This window comes from Cyclobacterium amurskyense (assembly GCF_001050135.1).
In the GTDB taxonomy this organism is placed as follows: Bacteria; Bacteroidota; Bacteroidia; order Cytophagales; family Cyclobacteriaceae; genus Cyclobacterium; species Cyclobacterium amurskyense.
The window spans coordinates 5,276,554-5,293,365 of sequence record NZ_CP012040.1; the positions used below are offsets into that span (position 1 = coordinate 5,276,554).

13 protein-coding genes, 1 pseudogene and 1 riboswitch are annotated in these 16,812 nt (G+C 38.2%); of the genes and pseudogenes, 9 read left to right on the top strand and 5 right to left on the bottom strand.

Annotation, left to right across the window (positions count from 1 at the left end):
• The first annotated feature begins 269 nt into the window (after positions 1-269).
• Positions 270-1,409 (top strand): DUF4221 family protein, encoded by a 1,140-nt coding sequence (locus CA2015_RS21085; RefSeq protein ID WP_048643692.1) that lies wholly within the window; start codon positions 270-272, stop codon positions 1,407-1,409.
• A 230-nt stretch (positions 1,410-1,639) separates the two neighbouring features.
• Here CA2015_RS21085 and CA2015_RS21090 read toward each other — a convergent pair whose 3' ends face one another.
• Positions 1,640-2,164, bottom strand: coding sequence for an OsmC family protein (locus CA2015_RS21090; protein ID WP_048643693.1), 525 nt, complete (start codon positions 2,162-2,164; stop codon positions 1,640-1,642).
• 241 nt (positions 2,165-2,405) lie between these two features.
• A riboswitch (SAM riboswitch) is annotated at positions 2,406-2,509 on the bottom strand.
• 630 nt (positions 2,510-3,139) lie between these two features.
• On the opposite strand from CA2015_RS21090, the gene CA2015_RS21095 reads away from it, so the two are divergent.
• From CA2015_RS21095 to CA2015_RS21110, 5 genes and pseudogenes are all read left to right on the top strand, one after another.
• Positions 3,140-3,430: a type II toxin-antitoxin system RelE/ParE family toxin gene (locus tag CA2015_RS21095; RefSeq protein WP_048643694.1), complete on the top strand. Its 291-nt coding sequence runs from the start codon at positions 3,140-3,142 to the stop codon at positions 3,428-3,430.
• A 12-nt stretch (positions 3,431-3,442) separates the two neighbouring features.
• Positions 3,443-3,742: a HigA family addiction module antitoxin gene (locus CA2015_RS21100; protein WP_014022311.1), complete on the top strand. Its 300-nt coding sequence runs from the start codon at positions 3,443-3,445 to the stop codon at positions 3,740-3,742.
• 179 nt (positions 3,743-3,921) lie between these two features.
• On the top strand, positions 3,922-4,167 hold the full coding sequence (locus CA2015_RS21105) for a ribbon-helix-helix domain-containing protein (RefSeq protein ID WP_048643695.1): 246 nt from the start codon (positions 3,922-3,924) through the stop codon (positions 4,165-4,167).
• Positions 4,168-4,244: 77 nt separating this feature from the next.
• Positions 4,245-4,436 (top strand): annotated as a pseudogene (locus CA2015_RS25475) (type II toxin-antitoxin system RelE/ParE family toxin); the annotation flags it as partial.
• Between the two features lie 73 nt (positions 4,437-4,509).
• Positions 4,510-4,761 carry a type II toxin-antitoxin system Phd/YefM family antitoxin gene (locus tag CA2015_RS21110; RefSeq protein ID WP_048643696.1) on the top strand — a complete coding sequence of 84 codons (252 nt, stop codon included), beginning with the start codon at positions 4,510-4,512 and terminating at the stop codon, positions 4,759-4,761.
• Positions 4,762-5,430: 669 nt separating this feature from the next.
• On the opposite strand, the gene CA2015_RS21115 is transcribed toward CA2015_RS21110, so the two are convergent.
• On the bottom strand, positions 5,431-6,567 hold the full coding sequence (locus tag CA2015_RS21115; protein ID WP_048643697.1) for a sialidase family protein: 1,137 nt from the start codon (positions 6,565-6,567) through the stop codon (positions 5,431-5,433).
• 686 nt (positions 6,568-7,253) lie between these two features.
• On the opposite strand from CA2015_RS21115, the gene CA2015_RS21120 reads away from it, so the two are divergent.
• Positions 7,254-8,504 carry a porin family protein gene (locus tag CA2015_RS21120; RefSeq protein ID WP_048643698.1) on the top strand — a complete coding sequence of 417 codons (1,251 nt, stop codon included), beginning with the start codon at positions 7,254-7,256 and terminating at the stop codon, positions 8,502-8,504.
• Positions 8,505-8,599: 95 nt separating this feature from the next.
• Here the strand turns inward: CA2015_RS21120 and CA2015_RS21125 are convergent, their stop codons facing one another.
• Positions 8,600-10,261, bottom strand: coding sequence for an apiosidase-like domain-containing protein (locus tag CA2015_RS21125; protein ID WP_053086726.1), 1,662 nt, complete (start codon positions 10,259-10,261; stop codon positions 8,600-8,602).
• Positions 10,262-10,770: 509 nt separating this feature from the next.
• Positions 10,771-11,667: an alkaline phosphatase gene (locus tag CA2015_RS21130; RefSeq protein WP_048643699.1), complete on the bottom strand. Its 897-nt coding sequence runs from the start codon at positions 11,665-11,667 to the stop codon at positions 10,771-10,773.
• Positions 11,668-12,199: 532 nt separating this feature from the next.
• Between CA2015_RS21130 and CA2015_RS21135 the strand changes: the two genes are divergently transcribed.
• Together CA2015_RS21135 and CA2015_RS21140 are read left to right on the top strand one after the other, a co-directional pair.
• The gene (locus CA2015_RS21135) at positions 12,200-13,036 is read left to right on the top strand and encodes an alpha/beta hydrolase (protein ID WP_048643700.1); all 837 of its coding nucleotides are present in this window, start codon (positions 12,200-12,202) and stop codon (positions 13,034-13,036) included.
• Positions 13,037-13,100: 64 nt separating this feature from the next.
• Complete coding sequence (locus tag CA2015_RS21140; protein ID WP_240477866.1) at positions 13,101-14,390, top strand: hypothetical protein; 1,290 nt, start codon at positions 13,101-13,103, stop codon at positions 14,388-14,390.
• A 1,135-nt stretch (positions 14,391-15,525) separates the two neighbouring features.
• On the opposite strand, the gene CA2015_RS21150 is transcribed toward CA2015_RS21140, so the two are convergent.
• Complete coding sequence (locus CA2015_RS21150) at positions 15,526-16,704, bottom strand: sialidase family protein (protein ID WP_048643702.1); 1,179 nt, start codon at positions 16,702-16,704, stop codon at positions 15,526-15,528.
• Between the last annotated feature and the right edge of the window lie 108 nt (positions 16,705-16,812).

Genomic DNA, 16,812 nt, shown 5'->3' on the forward strand with positions numbered 1-16,812 from the left:
TTTCAACCTCTTTCCCAAACCACAAAGCATTTTTTAATATAGCAAGAAGGCTATTTAGAAGCTACCTAGTAACAAGGTTAAATTTTAAATTTTTAGTAAATAAGTTTTTAAACTAATCTTTTATTATATATTTGTTTTGGGTCTATTTACCTATTAGAAAACGAATCGTCAATTATATCTCGAATTATCGATTTACCAAAATGCAACCGCATCTGAGAAGTCCGAGTTTGAACAGTGCTTTGTAGTGATGGAATTTAAATTTTAGAACAATGAAAAACGTATTCTACCTCCTTTTGATTCCCCTTCTCTATTCCTGCGGTAAGGAATCTTCTGAAAAAGCCCAATCAAGAAATACTCTAGAAAACCTGACTTATACGGTGGATACAATACTGGTAGATTCGGGAGAGGATATTTTCATCTTAAGCTCAGGACTAGGAACTAAAGCCCTTAATCAAGACAAAAGCAAATTGCTGTTTTTTGAAAATAGCCCACTGAATTTAGTGGAAGTGGATTTGAATAAGCTCAAGTTAGTTAGTAAAACACCATTTCAAGAGGAGGGGCCTAATGGAGTAGGTTCAAATTATGTGAGGTTTCAGTCGGGACCAAATGGGGATTTATTTATCAATGGCTATACTACACAGGGAATATTTAATGGCAGTGGCGAACTGCTCAAAAGTCTAAATGTGGTGCCGGAAGGAATTGAGCCTGATCTAGCCAATAATGTGCAACAGCTGTATGATAAGGCTATTTATGATTTTGAGAACAATCGAATCTATTCCCAACCACCAAGTCAGGAAAATAGGAAGCACCTTTTATTTATTATCGATCCGATAACCAAGGAATATCAAATTGAGCCAATACCTGAAATGAAAGCTGTAATGGAATTTACGGGGACTTTGGTCGTAGATGGGATGATAGACTTTTTTTGGGTCGACAACCAAATGTATATCGAAAATCAACAACTTTTGCTTACCGTGGGTGCTATGAGTGCGGTTTATCGGTTAGACCTGGTGAAAAACAGCTTCGAATTTATTGATATTCAGCACAAAAACTTTCCTAACCGTATGACATTCTCTGTAAATAATTCTCCTGTAGAACAAGCAGAATTTAATGAAGATCGAAAAAAGGTTTTCGAGCATTTGAATTACTTGGAGCCGCGCTGGGATGAGAGCAGAGAAATGTTTTTACGACTGGGTAAAAAGACATTTTTGGGTGAAAGACGAGAAGATCCATCTACTTATGAGGTTTTTCTTTTCGCTTATGACCAAGACTTCAATGTTTTGGGCGAGACCAAAATTGAAGGCTTAAAACAAGCTCCGGGAAGCTACTTTTGGAAAGATGGCAAGCTCTGGTCCTATGTCAATGTCGAAGATGAATTGGGTTTTGCGGTGATTGACTTTAAATTTTAGACCTATATAGTCAGAAAAGAACCACCACTCGATTGAAAAAGCATTTAAGGACCTTTTCAACATTGTTGTAGAAAAATGCATCAACCTACTCAACTTCTTACTCTCTCCTAAATCCTATAATAGGAAATTATATCCGGGCCAGGGCTGCAGCGCTTTTCAAAATGAATTAAAAAACCTCGCTGTTTTCCTCCCTTCGCCGGATACAATTGCTTGGTTAATGATTGCTGAATTTAGACAACAGGATTTTTCTCATTGACAATAGAGATCTTGCTTTCTACTTTTACAGTATTTACCAGATTGTCCAATACAGGGCAACGGGCCTCTACCTCTTTAATAAGTTCTTGTATCCTTTCGGGACTTTCATCAGAATCAATAAACGTTTCCACTTCTATTTTATGGTATCCGGGACGTACATTTTCGTCTATTCCCAGAAATCCCCTCCAGTCTATATTCCCTTTGGTTTCTACCTTGACATTGTTTAATTGAATTCCTTTTAAAGAAGCGACAACTTGATAGGTAATCACCTGGCATGAGCCTAGAGAAGCCAATAAATACTCTACAGGATTGGGGCCTAAGTTTGTTCCCGCCAAAGCTTCTGGTTCATCTGCGATAAACTCGAAATCTCTCGCCGTATTTTTCACGCGGACATGCTCATCCATTTCGGAAGTAACTCTAAATACTCCTTTTGTTAGGCTTACATCTTTTTTGGTAGCTTCAATAATTCCTTGGAATGTTCGCTGTACTAATTCTGACATGGTTATTTAATTTAAAAGTTAATAAATAATAAATAGGATTTTATAGGGGTGAAGCTGAAGCAATCACTCCATAGACTGAATCGTCTTAGTATCGGAAATTAGAAATGAATTTTACATGCGGCCAGACATAGACTTATCCCTATTGTGCAGCAATCAGCAACACAAATGAATCGTCTTGTGGCGAAAAAGTTCCTTTGAAAAGGTGTAAATAACGGGGTTGTGATTTGTCTTCATGTTGTCTTTTTTATAGTCCTCTTATTTAAGAGTCTGGAATTGGCACCTTTTCATTTGATGAAGGTTGCCAGTAGGTCATAGAGCCAGTCTCTCGCTACTTCTTTATAAATCAAGGCATATATTACTTCTTATATGCCTTTGACATGATTGTGGCACAAACTTAGGCATAGATTTCTAAAAACAAAATCTTTCTGGTTTCTTTTAACAAAAGGACTTTTGGAAAAAGAAATTTCAGGTTTCAAAAAATAATTTGGCCTAGGTCGCAGGTCAAAATCTTCTTTGGGAATCTGAGTTTTATTTTAGAAAGTAAGCGTGGTTGGTAGTTATGCCTTCCTTAGCAAATGGGTAATTGCCTGATAAACCAAAGCATCTTATAATCCACCCAAATCTCATTTTCAGCCACTTCCCTTAAATTAAAAGGGCAGAGCCTGTCCCTACCAAAGTCGGGAGGGATTATAACGGTATAACAAAACAGCTACGAAATTGATTTTTGGAACGTTTACAGAAATATCCACATTTCCTTTTAAAAGGCGGATTTACCTGATTTACTTTTTCAATATCTATTTCTAGGAAGGTTTTGCTTGACCAAATCAACCCAATTTTAATGGCAGTAAGACAGGTTTAACTGTTCGGGATGCTAGAACAATTAAAAGTGGAGCCTTAAACCAAAATAAATTGATTTTTAAAATGTAGGTTGATTCTCACAAACGTATACTGTATATTTACACTATACATATTCTAATGATAAAAAGTATCAAGAATAAAGCCCTAAAAAACTATTGGGTCAAGGGTGATAGAAGTAAACTTCCGTCAACCATGATCCGGAAAATTGAGATGGTAATGGAGATTATCGATAGTATCGAAAAGGTACCTGATGACCTATACCCATTCCCTGAATTAAAACCTCACCCACTAAAAGGTAATAGAAAAGGAGATTGGTCCCTTGAGATTTCAGGTAATTGGCGTATTACATTCAACTACAACAATCAAACTGGGGCAGCATACGATTTGGACTTAGAAGATTATCACTAAAATATAAATGAAATGGAAAGAGATATTACAACATACATTCACCCAGGAAAAATTTTTTTCGAAGAGGTAATTAAACCAAATCACCTTAAAATTGGAGAAGTCGCAGAACTCTTGCAGGTTTCGAGGCTAACAGTATCAAAAATTGTTAATGAAAAAAGCGGCATCTCACCCAATATCGCACTCCGAATTCAGACCGTTTTTGGTGGAAGCGCCGAAATGTGGACTAAAATGCAGCACAAATATGACATGGCGCTAGCCATCAAAGAATTCGAGCGCAATAATCCAAAATTGAAAAGATTTGAAAAAGCTTAGAATTTTTGAGAAGAGACATTAGCAACCGACCTGGATTATAATGTCTTTTACCGCTATCGGGTTTCGTTGAGTGAGGAAATTATATAATATGCCATTTCAATAATAGGGTACAAAATAAACAAGATGCATTGTATACTCGTTAAATATGGTGTATTTTTACACCATAAACACACAAAAAAATGGCTAGACAAACTATCTCTGTTAATGAACCGAATGACCGTTGGATGAAACAAAAAATTGAAGAGAATGAATTCTCCAGTAAAAGTGAATTGATCAATGACCTGATTCGTAGACAAAGAGAACAAGAAGAAGAGCGATTATGGTTAAGGAATGAGCTTATAAAGGGTGAAAATAGTGGCATATCCAATAAATCTATGGCTGAAATTCTTGCAGAGGCTAAACAAAGAGTAAAAAATGGCCAATGAATTATATTCTTACCCGCCAAGCAGAAGAAGACCTTATTCAAATTTATCTTTAGGATCAAGCAGTTTTTGGTCCAACCCAAGCTGAAAAATACCATGGATCGCTAGAGAATACGTTTAATAGGATTGCTGAAAATCCTGAGATGTATCCTTTAGCAACATCTATTCATAAAGGTTACAGATATTGCGTTCATAGCTCACATACAATATTCTTCACAGTAGAGGATCAGGTCAGGATAGTTAGGATCATTGGTAAACAAAAATTTCCTTAGTCTTCAAAAAACCAGAAATGTTAAATAGATTTCTTGCCATAATAACTACCACGTTTACAAAATTTCTAATTACATGGTTGTAGTAAGCACTAGAGAATTTCGTCAAAACCTAAAAAAATACCTGGATTTAATAGACAAAAATGAGCGAGTTATCATACAGAGAGGAAAAAACAAAGTGTATGAAATCTCCAACAACATAAAAAATGATAGGTTTTTTGACGATCCAGTTATTCAAGAACGTTTGGCAAAAAGTATTCAATCCTACAATGAGGGAAAAACTACTAAGTTAACAGATGATCAATTTAAGGAATTTCTTGGCCTATGATATTTGAGATTGTTTTTACTACTAAAGCAATGGAAGATATTTGTTAAAATAAACTCCATAAACCGGTCTACACTTCTTAATACCCAAGCTACTCTCACCTCTGGTACTTTTTTAAAATCTCTGCCTGTTCAAAGATCTCTTTGTATACCTCATCCCTCACCTATTGGTCGGGCAAAGCACTTTTTAGGGAAGCATTGTTTTTTTCTATGTTATACAAGACAGTATCCACTATCAATGCGATATCGACCTGCTTAGAATGTACCATCACATGCCATAGGTGGTATTCAAACTAAAATCGAAAGTATTTGACAAAAAACCTCTAAAAACTTCCTCTCAATAAAAAAACACGGATAAAACCGTCAATAAGTGATTTTGTGCCCATCGTTACGTAGAAAAAAACAAAAATCCGGACAAAATCATTAAACACTCAATTACCAAACCAATAGCTCGCCCCCAACCATAAAAACCTCAACAATACAGGGGTGTTATGTAATCTAAAAACTAACACCTAAATTCCGTAGCGAACTTCTTTAATCAATTGGTTCCAATAGGGATTAAACCTTCCAGGTTTCATACACCTAATTTTAATTCCCGCTGCTGATCAATAAAACCTGGAAGGTTTCCGGATTTAACCTAATCATTATCAATTAACAATTATATAATTAACCATTAATAATTATTCAAAAACTCCTCCCAATCCTTACCATCCGTAAGCCAGGCAAGGTTGAAAATGGCCATTTTACCTGAGTAACCTTTAGCATCTTGGCCTTCTCCTTCAAAGAATAGGTAAATCAATCCTTCGCTTGGGGTACCGGCTCTTCCGGCTGTCATGGAGGAATAGGCGAACTTGCCTTCTTCCACCAGTTTGCTTACAGGCCAGGTTTTGCCACCATCGAAGCTGGCCCAGACGGTTCCGTGGTTTCTGCCTTCATTGGATACTATATTACTATAGAGCAAGACATCATGCCCTTCGATTGGCAGTCTAATCAAACCTGCCATCAATCCATAATCCCCGCTTTGGTCTCCATCAGGTAATTCTTCACTGACGTAAAGGCCTTCCCAGGTCTCTCCACCATCTGTACTGTGCGCAATATGTCTCATTCTTGGGTTTAAGCCATCGGTGGACAAGTGCCTGCGGGAATTGTAGTAGATCGTTCCATCGGAAAGTTCTGTCAGCGTAGCTTCACCGGTTCCATTGGCAGGGAAAGGGGCACTTGTGTGCCAGGTTTTCCCTGCATCATCACTATAAATGGCATTGGTATAATGGTTGGGCCAAAACTCCTTGTTGTTTCCGCCATCATAATTGCGGGTTGCCCGAATCAATCTGCCTTTCTTTTCACCAAATTGTAAGGTAATTCCATGCTCATTCATGTGCATGGAAGGAACATTTCCATTCTTGTCTCCTATTATACTCGTTTCTTCAGCTGCCCATGTTTTCCCATTGTCTTTGCTCCTGTACATTTTAAAAGGGGAAATGGGATGACCTTCTTCTACAAATGCCAAAATATCTCCACTGTTCTCATCCACGATGACTCCTCCTCCATGAAAACCGGGCTCGGCTATCGTAATTATTGGGTCCCAGCTTTTTCCTCCATCCTCACTCCTACGTACCTGGTAACTTTTATTTCCCCAGGTGGCTACAATAGAACCATCCTTAGCGGTCACCACATTGGGAAATCGATCCCCTGCAAAAATCTCACTTAACTCAAAAACCTCCTTGCCATCGTTCCAAAATTCATTTTTGGGTTTTTGATTGGCACAGGAACCTATAATAAAAAGCAATGCGATAAATACAGATTGTCTCACTAGAATAAATTTTATTGGTACAAATTAAGAAATCAAAACAGGTAAAAATCAATTTTAATAGTAGCCCTTTGGCTAAGCATTAGCCCTCTGCATTTGTTATCCAAAGGATTTTGAGTCTACTACACTCAACTGAATATCAATAATAACCATAATCTCTTTATTTTTTATACAGAGAAGAGAATAATATAAATACTGATTAAGAAACAGTACATAACTCATTAAAAAATAGCAACTTAAAGGGTTTTACCTTTTATGTTAATTCAAGCTGTTTCACCAAAAACATTCATTTTGCATCTTTTGAATAGGCTTGTTGAATATAAAGATAGGTCTAAATACAGTCGCTATTAAACCCGAAATAGGGAATAGAAAATCTATTACGTGCTGAAATCGATTCAAAATACCCAATCGTTGCTAATTTCAATTCTACCTGCCGGAAGACAGTTTCACCATAGCGGTGCTATGCTGAAATTTCTAAACAGCCTGATTTTCTTTCGATTACAACACTTCCCTTAAACACGGAAAATCCCATTACATAATCCGGGTTAAAGAAATAACGAAATGTTTGGGATGCTTTAAAGGCGATATCGAAAACTAAAATCCCTTTATTTTTGAAGGGATTAGAAAGACATTAACCAAATTTGTCTTTATATTTGGGTTTTATAAAACACGTTAACAATTTTTATTCGATGAAATTTATTTTTGCTTTTGTATTTTTTGTATTGATTTTTAACGAGGCAGTATCACAGGAAAAATACTTACCTGGCTATGTAAAGACCTTAGAAGGGGACACCATACCTGGACTTATAGACTATAGAAACTGGGATAACAACCCGAAAACTGTATTCTTCAAACAGAAGGGACAGGACAGCATAAAAGTTTACAAGCCCTTGGACATCGCCGAATTTGGGGTATTGGATGAAATCTATGTGGGGGCTGCAGTGGAGAAGGAAGTTACTAAGAATACGGTCTATGTACACAGTGAATCTTCCGCCTTACAAGTGAGAATGGATACAATATTCTTACAGACTTTGGTATTGGGGGAAAAGTCCTTGCTAGGAATGAAGTCTTCTGGCAAGGAGAACTATTATATCAAAGAGGGCAACAGCTATACCCTTCTGAAATACAAGTGGTACCTTGTAGAACAAAACGGGAAGGAGCTCAAAGCAGAAAACGAAACCTACAAGCGTCAACTGGCTTCCTATTTGGGTGATTGTTTGTACATGACTGCCACACTTGAAGGTGCCAGTTATGACAGCAAAAGTTTGGAAAGCATTTTTATGAAGTATTATGAATGTAAGGATGGACTGCCCGCATTTAAAAAAGTTAGAGAGAAAGTAATTGCCGAGTTAGGTATTGTGACAGGAGTATCTTCAACATCACTTTCATTTAGTAGTAGCCAAATTTTTGACATTCTAAGGATTAATTTTCCAAGCAATTACAGTGTAGTCGCAGGTGTTTTTGTTGATTTTATACTACCTAGAAATGATCGAAAATGGTCTATTTATAATGAGTTATTTTACTCTAATTATACTGTAAGTGGAAGCTTTCAAGACATCACCAATGAAAATCACTATAGAAATGTAGAAGGCGAGTTGGGTTATGGTTACCTTAAAGTAAATAATATGGTGCGCTTTAGGTATCCTTTGGGAAGTTTTAAAGTTTTTGCCAATGGAGGATTATCAAATGGATATGCCTTGAGTGAAACCAACAAAAAAACCACTGCAAATAAATTCCATACTTCAGAAACCATTGAGGAAGGCAAGTTATTGGATAAAACACGTCGCTATGAGCAAGGACTAATACTAGGTTTAGGAGCCATACAAGGACGCCTGTCTAGTGAATTCCGCTATGAGAGAGGTAACGGGATGTCTGACTACATTTTTTTGGGTGTACGGACGCATCGTTTTTTTCTTCTGCTCAATTATCGGTTCAATTAAATTTGCATATGGCCGTTTGATCAATGGGAAAAACAATAGGTGATGGGGTGATATAGTGATGTAGTGATTTGGTGATGTGGTGATGGGGTGATTTTTTAAATGGTTTTTCTTTTGCCTGCAAGTAGCACCCATGGTTCATTGTCTGGGGCAGTGAAGGTCTGAACGGCTTCCGTTACTTTGCCTTCCTCTAAGAATGCACCAGTCTTGGGGTTGAACCATTGATAAGGCATTTCAGGCGTCAATTCATTTAAGGTAATTTCTCCACCTTCGTTAAGGTAGCTTACATAGAACGCTCCTGCCTTGGCCAGACAAAGCTTCCCTCCTGCCAGGTCTTTTCGCTTCTCCATATCTGTAAATGGCATTCCCTCCATAGCTTTCGCTATAAATCCCACATAGCGACTGCCTTCCAGGTTCAAGGCCTCCCGCCAGGACAACTCAGAATTTGCCCATTCTGCCCATCCTGCTTCATCTGCGCTCACTTTCCATTGCCATATGCCTCCTGCTCCGTAAACCACTCCCATGGTACCTCCAGACATTAGTTGCATCCAAGCTTCTTCTCCCTGCCACCAGCCAGCCCCATTTTCCGGATCTCTTATTCCTTCATAAGTAGGTTCTCCATTGGCTACTGCTTTGACAGGTTTGTTTTCATACATTTGCTCCACCTTTTTATAAATGTGCGCAGCACGATGCCCGGATTGTGCCCACTGAAAATCCAGCCAATCGGCATCTTGAAAAGATTTATTGTAATGCGGAATATAAGTATCTTGGTCAGCCCATGCAGCAATATAATCATCAGAAGGGTTATAATGAATTCCTGTAGGTTGCTGGTAAGCATCCCAGACTTCAACGGTCTCCCCTCCTTCTTTGACCCCTACTTCTGTCCCTGTGCCATCCGCACCTACCAACCACATGGCTGGACGGGCACCATAGCGTGCCACAAGGTATTTGCAATAGCGGGCATATTCCTCAGCAACAACATTCTTGCCCAACACCTCTTTTCCTTTCCAACCAAAACCGTGAAAAACAGGCTGATAGACCGGGACAATTTCATGGGCCACAAGTATTCCCATCAGGCTGTCCAAGTACTGAAAATAATCCGCATTAATTTGATTGATATGCCCTTCTGGTAAGTCCGAAAAAGCAACAGCAAAACCTTGATCCGTATCCCTTGCATTGGGTCCGGTAGCGCCTTGGTCAGGTTGAATGCTCATAAGTAAAGCAGCATTAAAGCCTTTTTCCCCACGATCTTGGGCATACTGTGCTACATCTGCATAGGTTGCCCGCCATGGCATCGCCCAAGGGGTATCTCCCACCACGATAAAAGGCGTACCATCCGCATGGACTACATTTCGCTTGCCCTCAGACATGCGCAATAGACCATGCCTCAACAATTGATTTTCACCAGCATAGGCCACACTTTTAAGTTTTCCCTCTTGCCCATGTAAACCGTTATCACTGCTGTCTGAAGCGATGGTCTTCCATTTCCACTCTCCATTGGCAATAGGAGAAGCAAAGCGGACTTTCCAGTTTTGTCCCCCATCCCAGAAGGCAGGTCGGCGCAGTTGCTGTCCATCTGGACCTACAAACTCCGCATACATTTCTACATCCGTATATGGATTGTTATAGGTATTGACTGCGGTAAAAATCAGCGCTACTTCCTCCCACTGAGGGGTTTCTATGGCTGCTTTTTCCGATTGAGAGGTATTACAACTAAAAAGAAAATTACTAATGACAAAGAGAGCAAAGACAATTCTCATGGGCTTAAATTTTTATTAATGACTTGACAGTGATTGTATTACTGTCTACAGTTAAGTGTATCGGCAAATGAAATCATAGCAAATACCTAATTTCCGCAGCCTATTTCTTTAATCAATTGGTTCTTGTTGAGATAAAACCTTTCAGGTTTCACTCAGCTAATTTTAACATCGCGCTGATTATCAATAAAACCTGCAAGGTTTGCGGATTTATGTAAATAGTAAAACCATCATTAAAATCCAGACAATACAAATAAACAGAAATTGCGCCTATTTCATCCATGCTTTCCAAAAAATTTGGTGATTTGAGAAGATTTGGGAATTTTAGTTTATTTTAATCTTAAAGCAGGTACAAATAATTCACAGAAACCTTAGATGAAAAATTCCTGTCCCCCTAAACTTTTTAGGTATTAACTTCTATAAAAAAGACCGGATTAAATAAAATCCGGCCCTTAGCATGGTTATTTTGATTTATTAACTTCGCAACTATTCCTAATTTAGGAAAAGAAAAGTCATTTAATGCTTTCCAACACGGGTTTTCCTCTCCATACCTGTGGCATATCCAAGCCAAATATCCAGGCAATGGTGGCCGCTGTATCATAGGTCATGATCAGGTCTGAAATCTCATGGTTCTTTTTTATACCCCTACCTTCAATAATCCATGGGATATATATTTCTTCCAAACTTTTTCCTCCATGGCCTTTTCCTGTTCCTCCATGATCTGAAGACAGCATAAAAATGGTTTCATCAGCAATGCCCGCCTCTTCAATGGCATCATAAATTCGACCAATTCTATGGTCTACATTTTTTAGTTCTGCATAGTATTCCGGGGTATCGTGGCCAATCCCATGTCCTACTCCATCTGGTTCACTCAAATGGATAAATACAAAATTTGGTTTCTCTTTAATAATTAAATCAGAAGCTTTTTCGGTACAGATTTCATCATCATCTCCATGCATCACCACATCAATGCCATCCTTTTCCAACAGGTATTCAATGCCACCCCAGCTATAAATTGCTGCGGTTTTGGCTTGAGGCATTTGCTCTCTAATCAAGCCAAAGATAGAAGGGTAAATCCCATAATTACCAATTTTTGCAGGTGGAATCTCCGGCGTTTTGCTTCCCCATTCAGTATATCCATGGGCCGTAGGACCTGAGCCCATCAACATAGAAGCCCAATTTACTGCACTGGATGAGGGTAAGACTGTTCTGGCTTTTAAACTGTAACTTCCGGATTCCATAATTCTTTTAAGGTTTGGCATTTCACCCTGAGGAATTGCATAAGCTCCTAAGCCATCCAAACCCAATAAAACCACATGTTTTACTTTTTTCACTTGGGCTTGCAAAGCGCAGGTACACAGAAACATTACGGGTAACAGCAGCACTAAGGTTAATTTTTTACAGTTCATTTATTTACTTGTTTATTATTAATTGATTCAAAACAATATGCCTTTCCGGCAGGTATATACAGCAGGTAAAACTTTCCATTTTAAAGGTTTTCCCCAACAAATACTATGGTAAGCCTATTTTTATTTAGCTTATTAAGCTTCAAAACTATCAAATACTGATAAATTGAAAGCTCCGTTCATCCCATTGTTAGAATATTTCCCATCAACTTCAAAAAGTTATCGTTACCATAAGTCTTAAAATAGTATTTGGTTACTACTGACCATTATTCAAAAAGATTGACTACAATTAAAAAAGGGGTTTATTGGCTCCACAGGTGTTCAATCAAGATTATTTGCAAGTTCTTAACCTTACATAAAAAACTCTATTTATCCAGTTTATCCTTTATTATTTCTCCAATGCCATGGCTAACAAACCATTTTGGATTCTCCCAGGTCTATAACAATTCATCTCAATTTTATTTAAATAAATGGTATATTGATTTCAATTATTTCACTCGTTTTGATCCCGTTTATTGTAAATCGTTCACCCTATATGAAAGCTATTTGTTATATTTCTGTATTGGTACTATTGATAGGATTTGCAGGTCCTGGTTTTGCAATAACCCCAGATCGGGAGTATATCAGGACTCCTGACTCCGTTGCTTGGAATTATGAACAATTGAGCATTAAAACAAAGGATCATTTAGAGTTAAACACATGGATTTATGAAGCCAATAAAGAAAGGGATAAGGACACCGTTTTAATATTGGCCTATCCGGATGCTGGCAATATGTCCTATTTTGTCTATCATGCCGCTATTTTAGCCAATGCCGGGTATACGGTAGTAACTTTTGATTATAGAGGCTTTGGTAAAAGTGACGATTTTGAAATTCAACGAGGTTTTCTTTACTACACCGAATTTACATGGGACCTGGAAGCGGTGGTGGTTACCATTTCCGAAAAATTTAAGGGTAGAAAAATTGGGATTTGGGGAATGTCCATGGGTACAACAATTGCTTCTCGCGCTTATCCTGTCCTAAATGGAAAGATTAATTTTATTATAGGAGAAGGGTATGTAACAGCTACTTCAGCCATTATTGAGCGCTACCAAGCATTGGATAAGCCTCTGCTTCTGCCTGAAAAGCCTAATAAATACAAGAAAGCAATAAAAGCCATTGACATTCCTCTATTGATCTTCAGCGCCTCTAATGACACGATAACTACACATCAGGATGCTGTATCCCTTTGTCAATTACTTGGTCAAAATTGTCAAGTGGTACAATTTTCAGGTGAGCACCTGACAGGTTTCCAGATGGACTATGAATCCAAAGGTTTCGGTGGTTGGTATGTCGAGCAAATCAATCTCTTTTTTGACAATGCGGCATCCTAAAGTCAAAAAATATATAGTTAACTGAATCCATTATCCAGCATAAAAAAGGATAATAACTGTTCATATGGCATTAACCATGGAAATGCTAGACTACATTAACAGCCAATATGGAAATTTAGCGGAAATCTTGTTTACTTTGAATGAGCACAATGAGATTCATTTACCAATGTGGAACTGCCATAGACAAACGATACCAATGAAAAAAACATTACTATTCTCCTTCTTTTTTATTTTGTTATTAGGGAATACACATGGGCAAGAAGTTAAAATACCAAGCCATTGGCCCGATGCTTTCTTTTCAGGAGACCAAGGGAAAATGCATGTACAAGGCATGGCTTTAGATAAGGAAAATGGATTTATTTATCTTTCTTTTACCAATAAACTGGTCAAAATGGACCTTTCAGGCCACGTGGTAGGAAGCGTAGGCGGATTTATGGGTCACCTGGGCGATTTGGATTTCAACGAAGAAGATGGTAAAATCTACGGTTCTTTGGAGTATAAAAATGATGCAATAGGTAAAGGGATCAAAAAGACTTTAGGAAAAGAAGAGAGTACGGGTGTGAACGGATTCTATATAGCCATTTTTGATGGGGCAAAAATTGTACGGTCCGATATGGATGCCGAAACAGAGGATCTGTTGCGTACTGTTTATCTATCAGAGGTGGTACAAGATTACGAGACTAAAGTAAATGTAGCTGGTAAAATCATGCCTCACCGCTTTGCCTGTTCAGGCATCGATGGACTTACCTTTGCCCCTACTATAGGGAGTTCTAACCTAAATAAAAAGTATTTATACGTTGCCTATGGAATTTATGGGGATGTAGATAGGGATGACAATGACCATCAGGTAATTTTAAAGTATGATGTCAGCAATTGGGATAAATATGAAAAGCAGCTATCTCAAGATAATCTGCATACCTCAGGTCCTAAAAAGCCAGCAGAAAAGTATTTTGTGAAAACCGGAAATACCCGTTATGGTATCCAAAATTTAGCCTATGATTCACATACGGGGAATTTGTTTGCTGCGGTATATAAGGGAATCAAAACCCAATTTCCGAATTATGATTTATTCGTAATTGATGGGCATAATAAGCCTAGAAGAAGCCATATTCATTCTGATAATAAAGAAATAAAAGTCAAAACTTTGTCTTTACTCCAAGCTGGGCCTAAGGATTCTGATCCAGGTATTCACGGTTGGCATTTTAAATGGGGAGCGACAGGTATACAGTCCTTGGGTGATGGTTTGTTTTATATATCCCACAATGAAAAAGACGATAATGGATTACAGCGGACCACCTTGTATAAATACAGATGGGTTGGCGATTCCCAAAATGCATTTATCAGAGAAAATTGAATTCCGATTTCAAATGAAGATTTTGTCAGCATTGTTGCAAAAAAAGGGCAACAATACCGCCAAAATCAAGTGACATTTGATTTCTTACCCGGTGGCTGACTCCACCGGCTATAATCATGTCACCCCTGCCGGGGTTTTCGGTTGTCATAAAGGTTAATATATGGTTTCGGTAAAGGACTTTACCGTTGTAATTTTGTCAGCATTGTTGCAAAAAAGGCAACAATACCGCCAAAATCAATGAACATTGGATTATCAATCCGGTGGCTCATGCCACCGGCTACAAAAATATCACCCCTAAAGGGGTTTTCGGTTATCGTAAAAGTTAATGTAGGATTTCGGTAAAGGACTGTGCCGTTGAGATTTTGTCAGCATTGTTGCAGAATTGGCAACAATACCGCCAAAATCAATTTACGCTTATTTTACGAATCCAGTGGCTAATGCCACTGGCTATAATCATATCACCCCTTAAGGGGTTTACAGTTACCGTAAAGATCAAAATTTTGTTTTAATAGGGAGAGTTGCAAGTTTGGTTAACGGTCCCATTGGATAGATAGCACTGTGTTTGTCATTGAATTTCGACAAAGAAACTCTTTTATGACAGCATGTTATTTCAGGTATTTTCGGCCTTCAAAGCTTATGGTTTTTGGAGATGCATGGAGGGCGTTAAAAAAATGAGTTAGCTCCAATAAGGTTAGCCCGGAATTCAGCGCCAAAAATCAAATGATGGATACCCTAATGATCTATTTTCCCTAAACCTGGATTACAAGGTCAATTCATTCCCATGAGAAATCGTTCATCAGGGAGATTATGTCAGCATTGTTGCAGAATTGGCAACAATACCGCCAAAATCAAGATGTGTTGATCATTTAATACCAAGGGCTGTTACCCTTGGCTAGTATATTACACCCCTTTAGGGCTTGGTGAGGTTATAAGATTTAATCTGTGTTTTGGATGAAGTTAAAATTTAAGGTGAAGTTCGATAAACCTAAATATTATCGTGAAAACTGGCCTAAAACTATCCCTGTGGTATCTCGTTTACTCAAGCTTATAAAACCAAAAAAAACCGTGGATTTTCACCCACGGTTAATTAAACTTTTTACTATTGCCAACCCTATAAGAATTGACACAGAACACTTTACTTAATTTTTCTAAACTTTTTGATTTTATGGAAGGTAAGGAAGTTGGCATCATGGTTATTGTGTGCTCCTCCTACCCCATCATCATAGGCAGTTCTGGATAAAAAGAGGATGTCTTTCCCATTGAATACCCAATCAAGGTATTGGAAACCATGTTTTTTAACATCTTCATGTTGCAATAATACTTTCTTTTGCTCCCAGTTGATTAAATCAGGAGAAGAAAACAATGCTTGGGTATTTCTAATACTGGCCGGGTTTTTACCTTTGTTTTCTTTCTTAACTGATTCAGGGATAACATTGGCAATGGTCCAGTAAAGGTCACTTTTTTCATCATAGCGAATGGTGAATTTTTTACTTCCTCCAGGAAAGGGGATAAATCCAGTTGCTGGATCAAAAGTGGCTTTTTTACCATCGGCACTAATTTTAACTCTGGCAGCTTTCTCTTCTAAAGTAGAACGGTCATCCACACGCAACATGTCCCAAATTTGTCCCTCTTTGTCTACGACTGCATTGCCTTCTAACCAGCCACCGAAGTTGCCATCCAAATAAGTAGAATCATAGTACAGGATATTGCTACTTGTCCAACTATCAGCTTGCAATAAATCAGCGTCAACAGGTGCTGAAAGCATAAAAGCCCCATATCTTTTTCCCCATTTTTTAATTGGCCCCATGGCACTTTCCATGGCTCTCCAAATTCTTCCATTGTGTTCAATAATAGGCATAGGAGCGCAATGGTACTCCCCTTCAAGGATTAAGCCATTGCTACTGTTGGTAGGTTTGGTCCAGGTTTTTCCACCATCATCTGAGCGCCTTACAAGCGTATTCCCATGATGTCTGTCAGGTCCAATTAGCCAAAGTGTCCCTTGGTGAACAAAAAGTTTGGACCAAAACGCCCCGTCAATTTCAGCAATTTCCTTCCAGGATTTCCCCTTATTACTGGAGGTATAAATTTTTGAAGTAGCTCTTTTATGCTCATTGGACTCAGGTCCAAAAAAATCATGGGAGGCCACATAATCTCCATTGGGTAAAATGGCCAAACTTGGAGATCCAATGTACTTGCCTGAGGAAGCCGGACTGTAGGTTACCACCACACCAGGCACTTTTGAATCATCAAATTGCTGTGCAGCCAAGCTGAAACCGGATAACAGGACTGTAATTAAAATTGCTACTATTTTCATTCTAGTTATTATGTTTGAATATTAATTCGTGGAATTTTGCACTTAGAACAACAAAAGAAATCGCCTACAACATAGCAGGCTAATCCCAAATATACTTACTGTTTCTTT